Origin of the sequence: Luteibacter rhizovicinus DSM 16549, assembly GCF_001887595.1 — a bacterium.
Taxonomy (GTDB): Bacteria; Pseudomonadota; Gammaproteobacteria; order Xanthomonadales; family Rhodanobacteraceae; genus Luteibacter; species Luteibacter rhizovicinus.
In genome coordinates, this window is the sequence record NZ_CP017480.1 from 3,156,918 (window position 1) to 3,176,583 (window position 19,666).

Below are 19,666 nucleotides of genomic sequence, written 5' to 3' on the forward strand. Positions count from 1 at the left end.
TTGCGAGCACTCGGAATTGCCGTGGGTGATCGTGAGCGTCATGCCGGGGCCGGTGGTCGCCGACACGCAGGTGATCCAGCCCAGCGGATATGCGGCGCCGCTTGTTGGACGGAGCTGGGCTCACGGTGTGCTCGACTGCTGGGCTCTATGCCGCGACTGGTACGCACGCGAGCGTGCCATCGTCCTGCCCGACCCTGAGCGGGCCGATAACTGGTGGGACGACGGCAGCAGCGATCTCTACGGCGACGCTGCCATGCAGGCCGCAGGATTTACGAAGGTCGAACTGAAGGACATCGCCGAGGGCGATCTTGTCCTTATGCAAATTCGGTCCAAGAACCTGGTTCCAAATCACGCGGCGATCTACCTCGGCGGTGGCCACATACTGCATCACCTCTACGACCGCCTGAGCTCGCGCGACGTCTATGGCGGTTACTGGCAGGAGGTCACCCGCTCGGTGTGGCGCCTGGTGTAACCTGCCGCCTCTGACCAAGGGGGCGACATGCGTAAGGGAATTGTTTTCGTTTCCATCCTGGCGATCGCCTTGTCGGCGTGTGCCACCAAGCCACCGAAGGCCGGCCAGCTGCGTACGCCAACGGCTGACAGACTGATCGGCCTCCAGGCACGCGCCCCCGACGATGCGTCCGTCGTGGTCACCCGCGACGTGGGCTACAGCGGCTCGGGCTGCTACGCCGCAGTCTTCGTCGACGGGGTCGTGGTGGGCAAGCTGGGAACCGGCGAGCGCGCAAGCTTCTATATGCCGGCTGGTGAGCACGTCCTTGGCACGTGGAATACAGGTTCAGGGCTCTGCGGCTACCGCGAGGGACAGGACCGAAGGGAAACCAACGTCGTTCTGAAGCCTGGCGACGTGAAGCGGTACCGAATACTGATCAATCAAAGTGGCGTCGAGATCGCTCCAACGACCTTGGACTGACCTCTCGCGACACCAAACAGCCCCGCTCACAAGCGGGGCTTTTTTATGGGCGAGATATGACCGCGACCACCATTCTTCTATCGGGCCAGATGCGAAAGCGCTTCGGCCGGTCGTTCAAACTTCACCTCGAGACAAAGACGCCCGCCGAGGCCATCCGAGCCCTATGCACCATGGTGGACGGCTTCAGGCAGTTCCTCATGGAGGGTATGGACCGAGGCATCGAGTTTGCCATCTGGCGCGGCGAGGGCGCGAACGCCGAGAACATCGGTCGCGAGCAGATGCGCGAGCCGGCCGGCTCGGTGATTCGAATCGCCCCTGTGCATGCTGGGGCCAAGAATGGCGGAGTCCTGACAACGATCGTTGGCGCCGTGCTCGTATTCATCGGCTTCGCCATCTCGGGTTTCTCGTTCGGAACTCTGTCGCCATTGGGCGCGATCTTCGTCACGGCTGGCATTGGCATGATCGCCGGTGGCGTCGTGCAGCTGCTTAGCCCACAGCCCAAGCTGGCGAAGCAGGGGGCCGATTCGGCGGACAACCAGGCGAGCTACGTCTTCAACGGACCGGTCAATACGACTGCCCAGGGCGGCTGTGTCCCCGTGCTGTACGGCGGCCCGATGGAAATTGGATCGACAGTCATTTCGGCAGGTATTGAGGCTTCCGACTATAGCTCGCGGCACTCGAATATCGGCTTCGGCACGGCATTCGGCGGATCTAAAGCATCTCCGTACGACCCGGACTGACGGGGCGCACGCGCATACCACCCAGGCCCGCCATGAGCGGGCCTTTTCTTTGGGACCTCCATGGGCCTTGATCGCATCATCGGCGCAAAGGGCGGCTCTGCGGCGCGCACCCCTGTCGAAGCGCCGGACACGCTGCGCTCTATTTCCTACTTCCAGATCGAGGACGCGCTTTCAGAAGGAGAGATCGTTGGGCTGGTGAACGGCCTCCAATCGGTGAAGCTGGACGGCACGCCTGTAGCCAACGCCGATGGGACGTTGAACTTCACCGGCGTCTCGGTCCAGTTCCGGAGCGGAACGCAGGATCAGTCTTACGTCCCCGGCTACGGATCGGTAAAGAACGAGATAGCCATATCGACAGAGCTGAAGTCGATCACGCCGTGGGTGCGATCGGTCGACAATATCGAGCTCTCCGCCGTATCGCTGACGCTTCAGGTGGATGCGCTACAGAAAAGCGATAGCTCGAATGGCGACATCAACGGCTACCTGATTTCCTTCGCGATCGATATATCGACCGATGGGGGCGCCTACGACACCGTCGTCAATGGCGCATTCAACGGCAAGGCGAGTGGTCCCTACCAGAGGACTATCCGTGTGGACCTTCCGCCGGCAGTGACGGGATGGAACGTTCGTGTCCGCCGGCTGACGCCCAACGCCAACAGCGCGACGGTAGCTGATACCACGCGCATCGTGTCGATGACCGAAATAATCGATACGAAGCTGCGCTACCCGAACACCGCCTACATCGCGATCAGCGGTGATGCCTCGCAGTTCTCGAATATCCCCGCGCGCTCCTATGTGTGCTGGGGGCGCCTCATCCGGGTGCCGACCAACTATGACCCGCAGACGCGCGCCTATTCTGGCATCTGGGACGGGTCATTCAAGATCGCCTGGACGAACAATCCCGCGTGGATCGTGTACGACATGATCGTTCAGGACCGCTTCGGTCTGGGCGACCTGGTCGATGCGTCCCTGCTCGGCAAGTGGGAGCTGTACCGGATTGCCCAGTACTGCGACCAGCTTGTGCCGGATGGGAAGGGTGGCCAGGAGCCGCGCTTCACCTGCACGGTGTACTTGCAGTCGCGGGCGGACGCTTTTCGCCTGATGGGCGACCTTGCGTCAGTCTTCAGCGGGGTGACGTACTGGATGGGTGGCGCGATCACAACGATCGCCGATATGCCGCAGGATCCGGTCTATACCTACAACGCGACGAACGTGATCGACAGTCGATTCACCTACCAGTCGAGCGCCCGAAAGACGCGCTTCTCCACGGCACTCGTCACGTACAACGACCCGACGAACAGCTACAAGCAGGTTCCTGAGTACGTGCAAGACGCCGCGGCTATCGCTCGCTACGGCGTCCAACAGACGGAGTTCGTGGCCTTCGGGTGCACGAGCCAGGGGCAGGCGCACCGCCGCGGTCTGTGGGCGATTACGACCAGCCAGTATGAGACGGATTCGGTCGTCTTCTCGGTGGGCCTCGATGGGCTGAGGGCGGCACCTGGCCAAATCATCCGTGTGCAGGACCCGGCGCGCGCCGGCTTCCGGCAGGGTGGCCGCATCAGTGCCGCTACGGTTACGAAGGTTACGGTCGATCGCTCACCAGGCGAAGTGGCCGTGGGCGATACCCTGACGATTCACCTGCCCACAGGTACGGCCGAGACCCGGACGATCAGCCTTATCGATGGCCGGGACCTCCATGTCAGCCAGGCTTTCACCGAGGCACCGGTGAGCCAGTCCGTCTGGACGGTAGAGAGCTCGACGCTGGCGAACCAGACCTTTCGCATCCTCAATGTTTCTGAGGACAGCAGCCAGGGCGCGATCTCGTTCACGATCAGCGCGGTGCAGCACAACGCGAGCAAGTTCGCCCATATCGACAACGGCGCGGTGATCCAGATCCCGCCGATCAGCAAGCTGCCCACCGGCGTACAGCCGCCACCGACCAACGTGCGCGTGTCCAGCCACCAGGTGGTGGAGCAGGGCATCGCGAACAACGTGATGACCATCGAGTGGGACGCGGCCACCAGTGCAGCGAGCTACAAGGTCGAATGGCAGAAGGACAATGGCCAGTGGATCCAGGCTGGAACCGTGAGCACGACCTCGATCGACGTCGTCGGCATCTACACCGGCACCTATGTGGCTCGGGTGACAGCCTTCAACAACGGCAACACGCCATCGTTGACCGCCTTCAGCGCGGCGACGCCTGTCCTCGGCAAGACTGGTGCACCGCCGCGCCTGGCCAGCCTGACCACCAGCAGCCTGATCTTCGGCATTGGCATCAACTGGGCATTCCCCGAAGGCGTTACTGACACGCAGCGCACCGAGATCTGGGCGAGCACGAACGCGGTTCGTCCAGATGCCGAGGGAACGATTTCCTACCACATGGGCGACTTCGCGTACCCAACGACCGCGACGGAGCTGCACGGCCTCTCGGCGGGCGTCTCCCTCTTCTTCTGGGGGCGGATGGTCGATAAGGCCGGCAATGTCGGCCCCTGGTATCCCGAGGCGGGTGCGGTGAACGGGCAGTCGAGCAGCGATGCCTCGGACATCCTTCAGTACCTGACCGGGCAGATCACCAAGAGCCAACTCGGCTCTGAGCTGCTGGCCACGATCGCTTCGGTCGATGACCTACAGAGCTTCATCTCGCCGCCGCCGGAGTGGGCGTCAGACGTCGCGTATCCCCTTGGTGGCTTCGTAAGCCACGACGGGCACCTCTGGACCGCGCTCGTGGCTGTGGCCGCCGGCGGCGCGGAGCCTGGCACGGACGGAACGGTATGGCGCGACGTCGGCAATATCACGCAGACCGCCGCTGGTCTCGCCCTGCAGATGTCGCAGGTAAACCTAACCGTCGAAACGCTCGATGGCGTCGTGCAGTCGACGGCAGAGAAGACCGACTCGGTCTACGCGCAGGTCAATCCCCCATCGATTGGGAACCTTCCCGGCGCCGCTGGCGATCCTTCGCAGATTCCGTGGGCTGGCTACTACGTCCAGACGCTGGCTCGCGTGTCCGGCGATCTCGCACTCGGTCAGCGGATCGAGACTACGCAGGCGTCTATCGCTGCGGTAAGCGCTGCGGTGACCACCGAGACGCAGGCGCGTGTCGACGGCGATCAGGCGATCGCGCAGCAGGTCACGACGGTGCAGGCGACGGCGGGCGCGGCACAGGCCTCTGCCCAGCTGGCGATCCAGTCGGCTGCAAACGTTGACGGTCGAGTTTCGGCAGCGATCATCGGGAAAGTGGGTGTGACCTCGGGAGGCCAGTACTACCAGGCGGGGTTCGCGGTCGGCATCGATAACAGTGGTGGCACGGTCCAGTCCCAGTTCCTCGTGACGGCCGACACCTTCGCGATCCTGCCTACGACGGCCGGCGGAACCGCCGTGGCTCCCTTCGTCATCCAGGGTGGGCAGACGTTCATCAGCCAGGCGCTCATCGGTACCGGTTGGATCACGAACGCCATGATTGGCAACTCGATCCAGTCCACGGCTGTCGACAGCACGGGCAACCCGCTGTGGAGCCTGGATAAGACGTCGGGGCTGGTGATGCGCGGCTCTGGATCGGGATATCGCACCGAGCGTGACGGCGCGGGCGCGCGGCTCTTCGACGCTGCGGGCACGCTCCGCTTCCGATGGGGCGCCTGGTAATGGGTCTCGGCATGCAGGTGTTCGACGCGGCCGGGAACATCATGATCGACGTCACGACGCGGCTGTCTCGGGTCATCGGAACAGTTGCCATCCCTGCCGCGAGCACGAGCTCACTCGCTGTCCCGAACAACTCGCAGGGCACGATCTGGTACGCGATCTATGGAAACAACGGAAATCGGTACTCGCCGGTTATCACAGTCGCTGGCGGGGTGATCTCCTGGTCGCCCCGTGGCGGGTTCCCGGGCGGCGCCGTCGACGTCACCATGGTTTATGGACTGTACTGATGACCGTCGGCTTCCAGATCTTCCTCGCCGACGGCACGACGGTTCAGGCTGACGATACCTACAGGAATCTCTCGGTAAACGAGCAGGGCACGGCCGTCACGACCACCGCGACGCTCGCCGGCGGCACCTCATACGTCACCTTTTTCCGGACGGGTCTGACGATGCCACTCCTTGCCGTCGGGGGTACTGGATTCGCCGTCGGTCAGCAGTGGTTCGACGCAGCGAACAACCGTTGGGGCTTCATGGTGACGTCTGCTGGCGGCATCGGCTCGTCGGTTCCGTTCTACGTATTCGACGTGCCCTTCGCCACAGATCCGCACTTCGGGCTTCAGGTATTCAACGCTGCCGGCCAGAAAACGTTCGACATCATGCAGAAGTATCTGCGGGTGAACGATATGTACAACTCCAGCGTCTCGTCGGTCGTCAACAAGTCCTACGACGCCTCTCGCGTCTACGCCTGTATCCACATGATCACTGGATTTCGTATCTCAGCGGTCGCGGGCAACACCCAGCTCCTCGCCACTCGCATTTCTGCAGGGGTCGTGACCTCACAGGGCATCATCGTGGATGGCGCACAGGGGATCAGCACTGTCAACGAGTCGCCGGCCACGATCTTGGTCGCAGACGTCACCTTCTACTGAGGCACCGATGGCAATTACACGACTGAACTTCAACACACTCGCCGACGGCGGCGACGATGCGACTGGAGCCTTCCAGAAGCTCGACGCAAACGACCTCGACCTCGATACGCGAGTTTCGGTAGCTAAGTCAGAAGCAGATGCCACCGCCGCGGACCTTGCCTTACTTCATGCCAGCCTTGGGAGCGCATCGACCAAGAGCGTTGGCACATCGACCGGAACGGTGGCCGCGGGCGACGATGCGCGGTTCGTCTATCGGGGCAGGCGGAACCTTCTCATCAATGGCGACGCGTCCATCAATCAGATTGTGTTTTCGGGCGGGGCTATGGGCGCCAACGCCTACGGCTACGACATGTGGCGAACGTTTGGCGCAACCGCGTCGTTTACGAGGGCTTCAAACGGTTCGACGATGACCCTCAATGGAACGATTGGACAAATCATCGAGGCTCCGTCCCTTCAGAGCGCAACCGTAACAGTCTCACTGAGCAATCCGTCGGGAGCGGTTACGGTCAACATTAGACCAGACGCCACGACAGCTGGCGTCTCTGGCGTCATCCCAGCCGGATCGGGCGCCCAATCAGTAACGCTGGTTGTTCCATCGTCGATCACTGGAAACGTCTTCGTTCAGCTCACGACCACAAGCGCAGTTACGTTTGATGGACCAGCAAAGCAGAGTGGCATTCAGCTTGAGCTTGGATCATTTGCCAGTGCGTTTGAGCGATTGACTGTGCCAGAAAGGGTTCAGCAGTGTCAGCGCTACTACTGGAAGAGTTTCCTCGAGTCCGTGGTTCCTGCTAATGGATCGGGGAGCTTGACGGGAGCGATAAGCTACATCATCACGACGGGGTCGGCGGGTGCAGGCTTCAACGGTCTTCGTGTCCCATTTCCGGTGAAGATGCGCGCGGCACCAAGCATCACCTTCTTCAACCCACTTGGCTTCAGCGTGAACTGGATCAACATAAACCTGAATGCTAACAGTGGAACGGCAAGCGTCGGCACGACAGGTATCTCTGAGGGCTCCTTGCTTATCGTGAACCAACAGCTCTCTAGCGACCAGGCACCCCACACCATCTGCGTCCACATGACCGCCGACGCGAGGCTTTGACGATGCGCTACGTACACACGGAAAACCCGGACATCATCATTTGCCTGGACACAGGGACCGTCATTCCACGCGGTAACTACCTCTGGCCCGATGACGATTCGGTCATTGAGCCTGCGCCGGCGCCGACCTTTGCCGACTACGTCGCGCGCTTCACGCCGGGCCTGCAGGCTTGGATGGAGACCGTCGCGCGCGGCAACGCCTACGACTCGGTGCTGTCCTGCGTCTCCTATAAGGGTTCTGGAGTTGCGCAGTTCGCCCAGGATGCGACGGCCATGATCGCCTGGCGCGATGCTCTATGGCGCTGGGCTTCCCAGTGGCAGGCTGGCTTCAACGGTCAGCTACCGAACCCCGTCCCTACGCTCGAGCAGGTGATCTCGCTGGCGCCGCAACCTTCGTCGTTCGGTTGGGTCGTCCACGAGCCCGGCACAATCATCGAGTCCCAGGTGCCGGTCGAGCAGACCTCCTGACGCCAACATCACGCCGCGGCGGTATCCTGCGGCGATGTGCGGACGCTATGCCACCTTTGGACCCGTATCGCTGAGCCGAGAGGCCAAGACGGTGCTGGACCAGCTCGAGCTGGACATCGTCAGCGAGATCAACCAGCGGGAAGACCAGTTCAACATCGCACCGACCCAGAAGGCCCTGGTCATTGCCAGCGGTGAGCATGGGTACGAGATCAAACCGCTCCGGTGGGGCCTGATACCCATCTGGGCCAAGGACGAGAAGATCGGCGCGAAGACGATCAACGCCCGGGCCGAGACCGTAGCCACCAAGCCAGCCTTCCGGGCGGCTTTCAAGAAGCGTCGCTGCCTCGTGCCGGCGTCCGGGTACTTCGAATGGAAGGGTGAGCCGGGCAGCAAGCAGCCTTACTTCATCCACGACCCGGGCGGCCACCTTCTGATGTTCGCTGGACTGTGGGAGGCGTGGCGCCCCGAAGAGGGCGAGGAGTGGGTCAAGACCTTTACCATCATCACCGGTGAGCCTGGAAAGGTTTCCGGCGATATCCACGACCGACAGCCCGTGATCATCCCCCCTGACCTGTGGGGCGTGTGGTGCGACGGAATGCCCGAAGAGGCAGCATCGGTCTTAGAGGTCGTTCCCGAGGCCGAGCTCGCCTATTACCCGGTGCCGAAGGCCGTTGGCTCGCCGCGGAACAAGGGGCCGGACCTGGTCCAGCCGATCACCATCTGAGACAGCTGGCGGCTACGCTGCCCCGATGACTGTCATTTGGAAACCACCGAGCATCCCCGGAGCGGCCCAGTTCGCACAGTGGGACGGCGCTACGTTCGGCCTGGTGCGAGAGATGCCCGACGGGCGCTGGCGCGCCTCTGTGTTCCCCGACGGTCAGTCCCACCACGATAAGGGTGCCTTAGCCGCCAACGAGGCCCTGGGCAAGCGGTGGGTGGAGCGCTGGGCTGCGGTCAATCATCGGCTAATCAAGCCAGCGCCTGGACGCCAGGTGATGCCGCATGAGGGCGTGAAGCCCCGCAAGCCCAAGGGCTCGGACGAGCGATCTTAGGGCAGGTGCTGCGATCGACGGCTTTCGAGCAGGTCATCGCGCAGGCTGGTCGCGCACTGGGGGCATCCGCCGGTCAGAACGACCCTGCAGCCCATCTTCATGTGGGTCCGGTAATACCGCTGGTGCGTCGAGCACCACGCCTCGGCGTTGAGGTTCTGGCGGGATTGGTATCGATCCCGGCGCCCGGATCCGCCGTAAGCCATCAGCGCCGCCTCCCGTGCCGGCCGGTCACCGCCGGCGGGAAGCAGGTCGGGCAGGTCGTGGCAGATGGGTATCGAAGGCGATGACGCTCACAGAAGCGAAAGCCTCGGCCGGCAGGTGAAGAGGACCGGGTCAGCGCCTGGCGCTGGTCGCGCATGTCGCGCGCGATGCGTTGGAAGGAGTCCATGGGGCAATTTTCGCGCCTCCGAATCGCACCCTATGCGACTGGTGGCGACGAAAATCGGCCATCTTTTTTACACATCAATTTACACATCAGGCAAAAGAAAAGGGCCTGCATCGCTGCAAGCCCTTTGAATACCTGGCGCCCGAAGTTGGACTCGAACCAACGACCCCCTGATTAACAGTTAGGTTGCCTTTCGGCCGTGTGGGAAGCCGCGAGCCAGTGCGTAATCCATGCCTGGGGCGCCTAACTCGAACCTCCGTTCTTGCCCGCGCCCATTCCAGGCCCTGTCGCCCTCGATCCACCCATGTGCATAGAGTGCTTCGATCGCAAGCGCAACTTCACGAGATGAGAGGCTCTGATCGGACTTTAGAACGATATCAGAGAGTTCGCTGATGAAAATCGGTCGGTCGTAGTGCCGCAATGTGCGAATCGTCGCGACCTGAGCGGCGTTCAGGATTTTCCCAGTGGGCGCTTCGTCTTCTAGATCCGCGGTTTCAGCTTTTTGAATAGTAAGCCTTCCACAGACAAAGCCCAGCGCGGCGAGCAGGCAACCTCCAAGTGCAAGCGCGAGCCAGGGGATGGACACGGTACCTACCAACCAGCTAAGGGCAGGAATTGCCAACCGAAACCAATCCCTCAAGCTGGAGACGCTCACGCCAGAGAAAGCAAGGATGCCAACAATCCATAGCGACCATTCCCTGAAGCTGACAGGCTTTGTTTCCACTGAAATCCCCCGTAAAACTCGTGCACTGATGCTAGAGGTGACAATGGCTTAACTGCAAGGACACCGTAATAGTCTTGATGCTAAGTCACTGATTTTTCGCATCAGTGTAGGGGACTTAAAATCCCTCATCCGCAAGGGTATGTCGGTTCGAGTCCGACTCCGGGCACCAGTCATACCCACGGGTTTAGCGAGTCGCAACGACCGCATTTCACCGCACCCGTAAAAATCACCGTAAATTTCAAGCCTTCGAGCTGTTTGTGGCCGAGCGGGAAGAACGTAGACGACCGGGCTAGAGGGCTGCGGGATGAGGCGGACCTCACCCCGCAGTGTATGAGGCTTACTGAGCCTGAATTTTGTTGGCCGTGCAGTAACCGGATGCCGCCACGTCATAGCTGACGGTGACGAGCGCACCGCGGGTCTGCGCAGCAACCAGCAAAGCCATCATGGCACGAGCGTTGTACTGGCTGAGGTCCGGCAGATACACGGTGCCGAACTGGCAGGCTTGCGAGAAGCCCTCCTTGACTTGGACGTAACCCGTACCCTGGACGCCCAGGCCGGAAATGGTCCGGTTCTGGTCTTCGGCGGCAAAAGCCTGGGAGGAGAAGGCAGCAAGAGCGATGATCGCGATAGAAGCAAATTTCATGGCGATGTCCTTATGAGTGAGTTAGTCGTTGAGGAGAAGGTCGATTGCTGCACTCACGTCGCCTGACGCCGAGATTGTCACGTCGGGTGCGCTGGAGGAGTGGGACTTATCGTCGCCGGTGAACCGAGCCGAAAAGACGTGCTGACCGGGGGCATTCGGAAGAGTTACGGGATAACCGAATTCTGTGTGGTCGCTGTAATAGCGATCAGCCACACAGACGCCGCCCACGATCGCTGCGCACGGGTCTTCTTTTGTTACATTCGAATTGTGCCCGTCGATCTGGACGTGAGCGATCACATTGCCGTCCATGGAAAGATCGACGGTGCCACCCGAAACGCTCCCTTGGCCCAGGAAAACGATGTGGCTACCGGTTAGCACAACGTGCATGATGACTTGACCACCGGTTCGCGGTGCCCCTTCGATTGCCAAGGTCGTCCCGGTTGTGCTGTCGGCGAATGCGGAAACTGGTAGCAGCGCCGCTGCCGCTAGAATGAGTCGCAGGGCGTACCGCCGCTTTTTGACTCGTGCGCTTTCCACTGCATTAGTCATGGCCACTCTCTCAGTTCGGCTCGACGGCGAAGTTTCGGATGTAGCAGACGTTGGCATTGATGTCATAGTCAAAGTTGACATTCGCGCCAGAGGCCTTGGCCGAGAGAATCGTGGCCCAAAGGAGCTTCTCGCGATCGCTGCTCTGTGTCGGATCGAGAGTCAAATTGCCGCTCGTGCAACCTGATCCCGTGTACCAGAGCGTTGGCGTCGTGCCGTTGTAGTTCTGGAGCAGAATGGCACGTGCGGCGACAACGATATGAGCCGTTGCCATGGCTGAGGCGCTGACGCCAAGACCGAGGACGCAGGACAAGGCCACGAGGCCCTTACGGATCGACTTCGAACGCATGTGATTCCCCTTGAAGGTTGGCCCTCCGACAACTCGGAGCGCGCGGGGATCATGCCCGGGCAGAATTGGCGGCGTATGTAGGCGCCCACCCTTTCAGATGTAAGAGATGTCCTACAAAACGCAATAGGATGTTGCCTGCGTGACCGGCATGGACCATGCATGGCGCACGGATGACGGACGACCAGGTGTGCAGGTCACGGCTACGTGTGCCCTATAGTCGCCGAGCGTGGGCTAGGGCCGGCCGCATCATGAGCATCATGAACCATGCTGGGGAGGTCCGCTCTCGGCCTGTAGCAGACCTTTGACGGACATGGATAACCCAGAAGCCAAAGGAGGGTGCAGGCAGATGGTCACGTCAGTCGAATGTTTTCACTGCGGAGCACCCCATGAGGTCGATGTGCTTCTCGATAGTTGCGCAACCTCATCGACAGAGGCCTCGGCATTACACTTTTCGTGCCCTGAATGCCTGGCGAAATCTCCCATTGCAGTGCAGGAAGACCGAGTAGCTTGGGCTCGCGAGCTGCCCATCGAATCATGGCTTGCTGTTCCGGGCCTGGAGGTGCGCGCGTTCTCTGGCTTTATTCACGTCTGGTACGCAGGCCGGCACTGGGTCATTGCAGACCGTCATATGATCGACACGCATTAGGTCTGCTTCCGACCCGAGGCGGACTCGGTCGCACCGGCTTGAGCGGCTTACATTGTCAGGATTTCTACATGTCCGGCAGGGCCATGCGAGGCTGTGCCGACCGATTTGTTCGTCGGGTCGAGCAACGTTAGGATCGTCCCGATGCAGTCTGGGCGGCGCGGCAGTCGATGACGTTCTTCGCCGTCACTAGTCGCTTCAGTCCGCGGTAGAATGCGCTTCTTTCAAAGGGATGCCCATGGAAAAGGACGTAAACGCAGATGGTCTTAGAGGGCTTGCAGCGGCGAACGTCGTTCTCTGCCACCTCCTCATCTCGATTTTTCCGCTCGGGTTTCGCTTCTTGTGGCCAGGTGCCGGCGTTCCGGGGCCTGTCGGGATGAGCGAGCGGATCATCGCACTCCCTTTGCTATCGAACTTCTGGAACGGCAACTTCCCTGTCTGCATTTTTTTCGTTCTGAGCGGCTACGTGCTGACGAAGAAGTTCTTTGCAACCGGGGATCTGTCGGACCTGACGACCAAGGCCCTGCGTCGCTACCTGCGGCTCACCGTGCCGATCATGGGCAGTGTGCTGCTGGCTCTGGCGCTCATGTCGACGGGCGTGGCGACCTCGACAACCGTGGCTTCGATGACCGGCTCGTCGTGGCTTGCCCAGTTCTGGAATTTCACACCAACGGTTATCGATGCCCTGCAGGAAGCTGCGTATCGGGCGATCCTCACCGGCGATTCGCGCTACGTGACGATCCTGTGGACCATGAAGATTGAATTGATCGGGTCGTTCATTGTCTTCGGGTATGCCCCTATCGCCCCGCGTGGCATGCTGGCCGTCCCCCTGTTCGCGGTGGTGATGCTAGTCATAGCCGCTGTGGTCCCGACCTCGTGGCCTCTCTACGGTGGCTTCCTTGCCGGCGTTCACCTTGCCCGGATGGAGGCGCAGCAGCCGCGCTGGCGCGTCGCCTTGGCCGTCGCGCTGGCGCTAGTCTTCGGGTCGTACGATTCCTCGCCCGTGTACGCGTGGACGACGTGGTTGTCCCCCGACTTCTATATGAGAAAGCACCTCTTCAACATCTTGGGCGGCATCGCATTGGTCTACGCGGTGCGTGCCGGATTCGGTGCACGCGTGCTGTCCAGTCGACCGGTCCAGTACCTCGGCCGAATTTCGTACTCGCTGTATCTCGTCCACTTCCCGCTGCTCCTGACCCTCTTCTGCGGTATCTACCTTGGACTCGTCCGCATGGGATGGACGCGGGGCGCCGCCTCGGCGGTGGCAATTCCTGTGACCTTCGTGGTGGCCTGTGCGGTAGCGAGTCTGTTTCAGCGTACGTTCGATACGTGGGGTATCGCGCTCAGTCGACGGCTATTCCCCGGACGTCTCCCGCGCGATGTGGAGCGCGATAGAGACGCCCGGGCGTCACCGACAGAACCTTCACTCTCCGCGTAACAGAGGACAGGTATCGCGCCCTTAACGATGTACACGTAGCCCATACCCTTGCACGGCCATCCAGTCGAAGAAGTAAATCCATGGCAGCGACACCTGATCAACTACACGGGCTTCTCGCCTATTGCATGGACTTCGCTCACACCATGCTTAAGGACTCTGGAGAGTTTTTTCCGTTCGGCGCGACACTGTCGCCCGATGGCGACGTGGCCGCTGTCGGGGGATGGGACGGCGACGAGAGGCCCAAAAGCCAGGAAATGTATCAACTGATGGCCGGTGCGTTCCTCGCAGCGGTAGGGGAGGGGAGAGTCATTGGTGTCGCGCTTGCGGCCGACGTCAACGTTCCGGATCGATACAACTCGCCGGTGAAGGACGCACTTCGCGTGCAACTGGAAGCGCCGGGCTTTGCTCGCTTCATTTACGTGCCCTACGAACTCCTGGCACCGAGTCTGACGGTCGCCGAGCCCACGTGGGTCATGCATGAGCCCTTCGCAGTGGAGATCAAGCCCATCTTCTTTCCGCCGACGGAAGACTGAGTTCGATTGGCGGAATATCAGGCCGATAGGACGTCTGGTCCGATCGCACGCAGTGCACCCAACTCCTGCTCTGAAAATGGGTTGTTGAACAACACCAAGGATTGCAAGCCAGTGATGCTCGCAACCTGCGCGATCACGGCGTGGGACAAGTGGGCGGCGTTGAGCGCAATCTGTTGGACGCCATGAAGTTCGGTCAATGGCAGAACGTCATGATCGGTCAAGTTTATGTGTGCCATGAAGGCCACCGTAAAAACCTCGGCGTCCCAGACGTAGACACCACCCCGAAATTCGATGTCGGCGAGTATCTGTTCGTTCGTGTGCATGAGGTTCTCCAAAGAAGGTAGTGAAACCGCAGATTCATCCACGTGCCTTACGCGTTTCCCTCCGGCATCACGATCACGAAGTGCCTCGCCGATTCGTACTCGAAACCCGGCGTCCACGGTTGTCGGGAGAGCAAGTCGGTGGCATCGGGCCACGGATTGCTATCGAGAAGGACCTCGACCGTTTGTACCTCGTTGTGAAAGCTGGCGACGAACACACCGATCCAGTGGAGGCCTTTCGGCTGCGTCTGCTCGAACAGTCGACGCAAAGCGGGCCACGCGTGCGTGAGATACGTGTCCAGAAGCGCGGATGATCCCGTCTGCTGGGTAATCACCGCGCCGTCGTAGGCGGTCCACGTCGCGTCGTTGCCGCTCCAGCGTGTCATGGCGCTCTCGCACTGGCTGCACGTGTGTTCGGTCAACGCGTCGAGAAAGACGTGAAATGCACTCAGGAGCATTTTCATGAACGCCTGGTTGGCGGCTATCTGGCGGCCTTCGCCGAAACCGGCGGCAAATGAAGAAACGACGATGCCATCGGTTCGCGGGCCTTCAGCACGAAGTTCGAGCGCGACGACGTGGTTGCCGGGCGTTGTACTCGGGTGGTCTTCCAACACGAGTAGCAGGCGAAGGTCGCCGGGCAGTACATGAGCGCTCCCGTCACGATGCGACGGGACGCCATGCTGGATCAGAGCACGCGCCAGCATATCGTCCGTCGATTCGGTACCGATGGATCCATCATCAGGAGTTGTCTGCGCCGCAGCGACTGGCGGTGCCGGATCATCCGTCGCCTTCTGGTGCTTGGGGGGCCACCACTTCTTCAGCGTATCGCGGAACATGATCACCCCCCCTTCAGGGCCTATCGACAGTTCCCCAATCCATAGATACCATCGCAAAAACTTGCTGCCGGTGGCGCTCTATGGGGAGGCGCCGGTCACTTAACGCGCTATCTCAAGGAATGATTATGCGTCAGGTACATCTTGCGGCCCTTCTCATGCTCGCGCTAGCCCTCGGAGGGTGTCGCCGGCACTACTCAGAAGCGGAATGCCAGCAGGTCGTGGGCGCCAGCGAAGCGGTTCTGAAGGTCATGACGGAGTCGGCTTCGCCGCTTTCCTCGTCCGAGCGCGACGACGCGATGAAGCGCTGCCTGAAGGACGAGCGCCGCGACAAAGCCTTCATCAAGTGCCTCAACAGTGGCAGTGGCTCGGCAGAGGACGCGGCTAAGTGCATACGCGAGCATAACCAGCGTCATTAAGGATACCTATCGTGATAAATCGCACGCTGGTTTTCATGGGCTTTCTCGCCTTATGTTGGGTCGCGCAGCCCGGCGAAGCCACCGGCGTCGTCTGGCCCGAATTGCCCAAAGACTGCTTCGTTCATGCTCGTCCTGCCACATCGGCGGACATGAAGAAAGGCTGTGCGGCATTCGCTATCGGTAATGCTGGCACATCCGTAGGTACGCCCCTCGATATCAAGATCCCGCAATACGCCTGGCACGTCGACAAAGCGTCCGGAAAGAAGACACCCGTCATCTTGATACAGGCCGAGGAAAGCTCGGGGATCAAGGCAGTGGGTTATCGGGAGTTGGACTCGCCGCGGCTAGGGGCTGCATTATTGACGGAAATGATCCTGTTGGGCGGCGATAAGCCCGGGCAGTGATTTCAGGCGCGTCATTCCGTCTCTGAGCTGCGTTAGCCAAGTGCGAAAAGCCGCGCTCACGGCGGGGCTCATTGATGTCTACTTGGAATCTTTAAGACAGGGATAAGACTCGATCAGCGCGTTGGCGACGACATAAGTAGCGCCGACCGATCGTTCGCCTGGCTTCGCATCGATGTGTCCGAGGACCGTTCGAGCCAGTGCGACATTCGACAGTCCAGCGGGCATGCACGTCGTATCCTTTTTGGCCAGGACGCGCGCGATCATGATGCCATCCCACGCGCCCAGAACGTAGCCTATGTTCTGGGCCATGGCGAAATCCTTGGCCCTTGTTATCGGCGAAAGTCGGCATTTCTTTGGGACATAACGACGACTCTTCGGCACATTCGCCGCGTCGTCTCCCTCCGGCACTTGAAACAGCGCCGAACCGGGGTGCAGGCTTGCCAACGCAAGGCAAGAGGCACACTTCATTCGGGAGGGAATGGAACGATGAGCATTTCGGGGCAGCGTTTTCTGATGATCTATTCGGGCGTCCTGACGGCGGTCTTTGTCGTCACGGTGGCCAGCGGTTTTGCCTTGTCACCCAGGGCCATGACGCTCGAGCAACTCGACGTGCAACGCATCAACCTGCGCGAGCCAGACGGAACGCTGCGCATGGTGATGAGTAGTGCGGGCACGTCGCCAGGCATCTACGTCAAGGGAAAAGAGTTTCCGCATCCGGCAGGGCGAAAGAACGCCGGTCTGCTTTTTCTCAATGCGGAAGGCACGGAAAACGGAGGTCTGAGTTTCGGTGGAGAGATGGGGCCTGACGGTATCAAGGACTCGAGTGGTCATCTTTCCTTCGACGCCTACGAGCAGGATCAGACCATGGCGCTCGGCTCAAGGCAGCATGGCCAGCAACGCACGGCATCACTGCAGTTCACTGACTATCCCGATTACTCGATCATGGACCTGATGAAGGTGCTCGAATCGGTAAAGGGCCTGTCGGATGCACAGCGCGACGCCAAGGTGGAAGCCTTTTTTAAAGAGCGCGGTCGACCCACGCCTCGCATGATCCTCAATCGCGGCGGCGATAGAGGCAAAGATGACGGCGTAGCCCTCACGATGGCAGACACGGCGGGTCATCCTCGCATCGTGATGAAAGTAGCCTCGGATGGTTCGCCGTCGTTACAAATGCTCGACGCGAAGGGCAAGGTGGTCGGACAGATGCTGCCGGCGAACTGACGGACGCGTGGGTGTATTCGACGGTCAAGCCGCCGGCACGCCATCCTCGCCCTTGACCGAATGACCGCTGCGCGCGAGCTCGGCACGGCGCACGTATTCGTCGCGGATCTTGTCCAGCGAAGCCTGGTCGAGGCTTTCGAGATCCATCAGTTCGTCTTTCGCACCCTTCATCGCGCTGATGATTTCGTCGAGCTTCAAATGCACGGCGCACGAATCCCGATTCTGCGAACTCTGAATCAGGAAGACCATGAGGAAGGTCACGATGGTGGTGCCGGTGTTGATCACCAGCTGCCAGGTTTCGCTGTAGTGGAAGAAGGGTCCGCACGCCGCCCACACGGCGACGAGTACCGCCGCGCCGATCGATGCCGAAGGTGTGCCGGAGGCGCTTGCTGCCCAACTGGCGAGGCGATCGAAAGGTGACTTTGAGTTAGCCATCGTGGCGCTTCCGGTGAGTTGAGGATCAACCGGGAGATCCTCGCTCAATCACCGTGATGTTGCCGTTGCGCGCCGGCGTCCGATACTCGAAACATCTTGCGATTACTGGCTCGTCGCGACGGATCGTCAGTCGTCGAGCGTTTCGTTGCGATGATCTTCGTCCATCCAGCCACGGCGCTTCTGCATGGCCCATTCGATGTCCCGTGCGACGGGTGCGCTGATGTCGGCGCCGCGTAATAGCTCGGTCAGGACCAGGCGCTTTCCCAGGCCGAGAAACGATGCCTGGTTCTCATACGAACACACACCGAGCCAGTCCAGTTCGATGAGCGCCCCGCGAAGGTTCGTCCGGCGATTCAGCTGCACGCCGTCGTCGGGTGAGGTGGTACGCAGTTCGCGACGGGGTGTGTGGATCGCCCGGTGCCGATGCGGCGCCAGGCGGGTGGACGCAGTAGTGAAATTGCCCATGGGCGGAGTCTCCGGAGAGGACGCTTGGCCGCGCGGCGGCCACACGCACGAGTACGCGTGAATCCGCCGTCGCTCGCTACCGTAGTTCTACCTAGTGACGGCTTTTTGTCGCCGGCGCTCGAGAGCTCTTCCTCGCCAATCCATCAATGGGGTGGTGGTCATGCCATGGATGAAGATGCTCAGTGCCACGACGGTCAGGGCGATCGTCGCAAGGTCGTCACCGTCGCGGCCCGCCAGGCCGTGGGTCAAGGCATAGGCGAGATAGTTCAGGCTGCCCAGCCCGCGGATACCGAACCAGCCAAGGAGCAGGCGGCGCTGCCAGGGTAATCCGTCGCGAATGGTCGACAGCCATACGGATGCCGGCCGGATGCCCAGGAAGAGAACGAGAGCGACGAGGGCGCCAGCCCAGCTGAAAGCCGGGAGCACGGCGACACCGACGACGAACACCAGCAGGGCGCCGATCAGGCGTTCGATCGTGTCGCCGAACGAGAGGGCATCCGAGACCACCCAGCCGACGGTCTGCACCGGGTGATCGTTGCCGGCCGTGCTGCGTTCATTGGGTCGGACGAGCAATTCCGCAGGCTCGGACACGCCTTCCGGGGCGACGTCGTCGCTGTCTGCCGAGTGCCTCCTGGCCACGTGTATTTCGACCCGGCGCAGGCCGACGCCGGCCGCGAAAGCCGCGAGGAACCCGGATGCGTGCAGCAGTTCGGCGCCCGCATATGCGAGCGCCATGATGCCCAGGGCGAGGAAATCGCTCGGCGCGACGTCCTGGGTCAGGTGGCGCAGGTGCGTGCCCGCATGACCGATCAGCCAGCCGATGGCGAAGCCGAGCCCGATGCCAGCCAGCCACCCCCAAACCAGTTCGACACCCACCCAGTGGGCCCAAAGAGCGGTCCCTGCCTCCCGCGTCGTCATCAAGGTAAGAGCGAGCAAAAGGAAGGGGAGGGCGGTGCCATCGTTGAGCCCGGCTTCGCCCGAAAGGGCCACCCGGAGGGCATCGTCGTCGCGGGCGTCGTCCACGGAGACGAGGTTGGCGAGCACGGGATCGGTGGGCGACAGGATCGCGGCGAGGGCGAGCGCGAGCGGCCAGGACCAACCTAGTGCCAGGTGGGTGAACACCGTGACCCCGCCGATGGTCAGGAGCATGGCAGGCACGGCGAGTCGCGCTGCCGTCTTCCAGGCGGCATGCCGGAAAGGTACGCGCAGCTTGAGCCCGGTGATGAAAAGCGAGACCACCAGCCCGGTCTCGGTCACCGCGCGAAGCCAGCCCGCGTTGTCGTGATCGAAGGACAAGCGCGCCAGGCCGAGGACGGCGGGACCGACCAGGACGCCCGCCGCGAGATACACCGCAAACGATGTGATTGGCCCGCGACGTATCACGCCGGCGGCCATGGAGGTGACCACCAGCAGCACGCCGATGAAGAGGATCCACGCGAAGTAACCCATGCA

At 61.4% G+C, this 19,666-nt stretch carries 24 protein-coding genes and 1 tRNA gene; 14 read left to right on the forward strand and 11 right to left on the reverse strand.

Translation table 11 applies throughout. The features are described from left to right. Positions 1 to 25: 25 nt before the first annotated feature. Genes BJI69_RS22920 through BJI69_RS14505 form a run of 9 tightly spaced genes read left to right on the forward strand, consistent with a single transcriptional unit; the run spans position 26 to position 8,528 of the window. Positions 26 to 472 carry an NlpC/P60 family protein gene (locus tag BJI69_RS22920; protein WP_244890722.1) on the forward strand — a complete coding sequence of 149 codons (447 nt, stop codon included), beginning with the start codon at positions 26 to 28 and terminating at the stop codon, positions 470 to 472. Positions 473 to 499: 27 nt separating this feature from the next. Continuing rightward, on the forward strand, positions 500 to 931 hold the full coding sequence (locus BJI69_RS14470) for a hypothetical protein (protein ID WP_046966036.1): 432 nt from the start codon (positions 500 to 502) through the stop codon (positions 929 to 931). Positions 932 to 987: 56 nt separating this feature from the next. Next, complete coding sequence (locus BJI69_RS14475) at positions 988 to 1,671, forward strand: tail assembly protein (RefSeq protein ID WP_071924981.1); 684 nt, start codon at positions 988 to 990, stop codon at positions 1,669 to 1,671. A gap of 60 nt (positions 1,672 to 1,731) precedes the next feature. Beyond that, complete coding sequence (locus BJI69_RS14480; RefSeq protein ID WP_046966035.1) at positions 1,732 to 5,310, forward strand: TipJ family phage tail tip protein; 3,579 nt, start codon at positions 1,732 to 1,734, stop codon at positions 5,308 to 5,310. An 11-nt stretch (positions 5,311 to 5,321) separates the two neighbouring features. Continuing rightward, positions 5,322 to 5,594, forward strand: a complete 273-nt coding sequence (locus BJI69_RS14485) for a hypothetical protein (protein WP_125903063.1) — start codon at positions 5,322 to 5,324, stop codon at positions 5,592 to 5,594. Continuing rightward, positions 5,594 to 6,235, forward strand: a complete 642-nt coding sequence (locus BJI69_RS14490; protein ID WP_046966033.1) for a hypothetical protein — start codon at positions 5,594 to 5,596, stop codon at positions 6,233 to 6,235. The genes BJI69_RS14485 and BJI69_RS14490 overlap by 1 nt, the downstream gene beginning before the upstream one ends. A gap of 7 nt (positions 6,236 to 6,242) precedes the next feature. Beyond that, the gene (locus BJI69_RS14495) at positions 6,243 to 7,337 is read left to right on the forward strand and encodes a hypothetical protein (protein WP_046966032.1); all 1,095 of its coding nucleotides are present in this window, start codon (positions 6,243 to 6,245) and stop codon (positions 7,335 to 7,337) included. Between the two features lie 2 nt (positions 7,338 to 7,339). Next, positions 7,340 to 7,804: a hypothetical protein gene (locus BJI69_RS14500; RefSeq protein ID WP_046966031.1), complete on the forward strand. Its 465-nt coding sequence runs from the start codon at positions 7,340 to 7,342 to the stop codon at positions 7,802 to 7,804. Between the two features lie 34 nt (positions 7,805 to 7,838). Beyond that, positions 7,839 to 8,528: an SOS response-associated peptidase gene (locus tag BJI69_RS14505; protein WP_046966030.1), complete on the forward strand. Its 690-nt coding sequence runs from the start codon at positions 7,839 to 7,841 to the stop codon at positions 8,526 to 8,528. A gap of 849 nt (positions 8,529 to 9,377) precedes the next feature. Here BJI69_RS14505 and BJI69_RS14520 read toward each other — a convergent pair. From BJI69_RS14520 to BJI69_RS14540, 5 genes are all read right to left on the reverse strand, one after another. Continuing rightward, positions 9,378 to 9,440 (reverse strand) — tRNA-Ser (locus tag BJI69_RS14520). Further along, positions 9,423 to 9,965: a hypothetical protein gene (locus BJI69_RS14525; RefSeq protein ID WP_071924982.1), complete on the reverse strand. Its 543-nt coding sequence runs from the start codon at positions 9,963 to 9,965 to the stop codon at positions 9,423 to 9,425. Before BJI69_RS14525 ends, BJI69_RS14520 begins: the two co-directional genes overlap by 18 nt. A 337-nt stretch (positions 9,966 to 10,302) precedes the next feature. After that, on the reverse strand, positions 10,303 to 10,608 hold the full coding sequence (locus BJI69_RS14530) for a hypothetical protein (RefSeq protein ID WP_046966027.1): 306 nt from the start codon (positions 10,606 to 10,608) through the stop codon (positions 10,303 to 10,305). Between the two features lie 21 nt (positions 10,609 to 10,629). Then, positions 10,630 to 11,157 carry a hypothetical protein gene (locus BJI69_RS14535; RefSeq protein WP_125903064.1) on the reverse strand — a complete coding sequence of 176 codons (528 nt, stop codon included), beginning with the start codon at positions 11,155 to 11,157 and terminating at the stop codon, positions 10,630 to 10,632. A gap of 10 nt (positions 11,158 to 11,167) precedes the next feature. Then, entirely contained in the window at positions 11,168 to 11,503 is a 336-nt protein-coding gene (locus tag BJI69_RS14540; protein WP_046966025.1) for a hypothetical protein, read from the reverse strand. A gap of 881 nt (positions 11,504 to 12,384) precedes the next feature. On the opposite strand from BJI69_RS14540, the gene BJI69_RS14545 reads away from it, so the two are divergent. Both BJI69_RS14545 and BJI69_RS14550 read left to right on the forward strand, forming a co-directional pair. After that, positions 12,385 to 13,584, forward strand: coding sequence for an acyltransferase family protein (locus BJI69_RS14545; RefSeq protein ID WP_052767008.1), 1,200 nt, complete (start codon positions 12,385 to 12,387; stop codon positions 13,582 to 13,584). Between the two features lie 80 nt (positions 13,585 to 13,664). Further along, a complete protein-coding gene (locus BJI69_RS14550; protein WP_071924983.1) occupies positions 13,665 to 14,117 on the forward strand; it encodes a hypothetical protein in 453 nt (150 codons plus the stop codon). 17 nt (positions 14,118 to 14,134) lie between these two features. On the opposite strand, the gene BJI69_RS14555 is transcribed toward BJI69_RS14550, so the two are convergent. Then, the gene (locus tag BJI69_RS14555; RefSeq protein WP_046966023.1) at positions 14,135 to 14,440 is read right to left on the reverse strand and encodes a hypothetical protein; all 306 of its coding nucleotides are present in this window, start codon (positions 14,438 to 14,440) and stop codon (positions 14,135 to 14,137) included. 47 nt (positions 14,441 to 14,487) lie between these two features. Continuing rightward, positions 14,488 to 15,273, reverse strand: coding sequence for a DUF6348 family protein (locus BJI69_RS14560; RefSeq protein ID WP_125903065.1), 786 nt, complete (start codon positions 15,271 to 15,273; stop codon positions 14,488 to 14,490). Between the two features lie 125 nt (positions 15,274 to 15,398). Here BJI69_RS14560 and BJI69_RS14565 point away from each other — a divergent pair, with 125 nt between their 5' ends. Together BJI69_RS14565 and BJI69_RS14570 are read left to right on the forward strand one after the other, a co-directional pair. Next, positions 15,399 to 15,689: a hypothetical protein gene (locus tag BJI69_RS14565; RefSeq protein WP_046966021.1), complete on the forward strand. Its 291-nt coding sequence runs from the start codon at positions 15,399 to 15,401 to the stop codon at positions 15,687 to 15,689. Positions 15,690 to 15,700: 11 nt separating this feature from the next. Continuing rightward, the gene (locus BJI69_RS14570; RefSeq protein ID WP_211258451.1) at positions 15,701 to 16,093 is read left to right on the forward strand and encodes a hypothetical protein; all 393 of its coding nucleotides are present in this window, start codon (positions 15,701 to 15,703) and stop codon (positions 16,091 to 16,093) included. Between the two features lie 78 nt (positions 16,094 to 16,171). On the opposite strand, the gene BJI69_RS22925 is transcribed toward BJI69_RS14570, so the two are convergent. Continuing rightward, positions 16,172 to 16,402 (reverse strand): Rap1a/Tai family immunity protein, encoded by a 231-nt coding sequence (locus BJI69_RS22925; protein WP_046966020.1) that lies wholly within the window; start codon positions 16,400 to 16,402, stop codon positions 16,172 to 16,174. A 120-nt stretch (positions 16,403 to 16,522) separates the two neighbouring features. Here BJI69_RS22925 and BJI69_RS14580 point away from each other — a divergent pair, with 120 nt between their 5' ends. Then, positions 16,523 to 17,314 carry a hypothetical protein gene (locus BJI69_RS14580; protein ID WP_162200963.1) on the forward strand — a complete coding sequence of 264 codons (792 nt, stop codon included), beginning with the start codon at positions 16,523 to 16,525 and terminating at the stop codon, positions 17,312 to 17,314. A gap of 24 nt (positions 17,315 to 17,338) precedes the next feature. Here BJI69_RS14580 and BJI69_RS14585 read toward each other — a convergent pair whose 3' ends face one another. The 3 genes from BJI69_RS14585 to BJI69_RS14595 all read right to left on the reverse strand — a co-directional run bounded on the left by BJI69_RS14585 (position 17,339) and on the right by BJI69_RS14595 (position 19,663). Further along, positions 17,339 to 17,749, reverse strand: a complete 411-nt coding sequence (locus BJI69_RS14585; RefSeq protein ID WP_046966018.1) for a low affinity iron permease family protein — start codon at positions 17,747 to 17,749, stop codon at positions 17,339 to 17,341. 126 nt (positions 17,750 to 17,875) lie between these two features. Continuing rightward, positions 17,876 to 18,214, reverse strand: a complete 339-nt coding sequence (locus BJI69_RS14590) for a hypothetical protein (RefSeq protein WP_046966017.1) — start codon at positions 18,212 to 18,214, stop codon at positions 17,876 to 17,878. Between the two features lie 87 nt (positions 18,215 to 18,301). Continuing rightward, the gene (locus BJI69_RS14595) at positions 18,302 to 19,663 is read right to left on the reverse strand and encodes a cation:proton antiporter (protein ID WP_071924984.1); all 1,362 of its coding nucleotides are present in this window, start codon (positions 19,661 to 19,663) and stop codon (positions 18,302 to 18,304) included. Between the last annotated feature and the right edge of the window lie 3 nt (positions 19,664 to 19,666).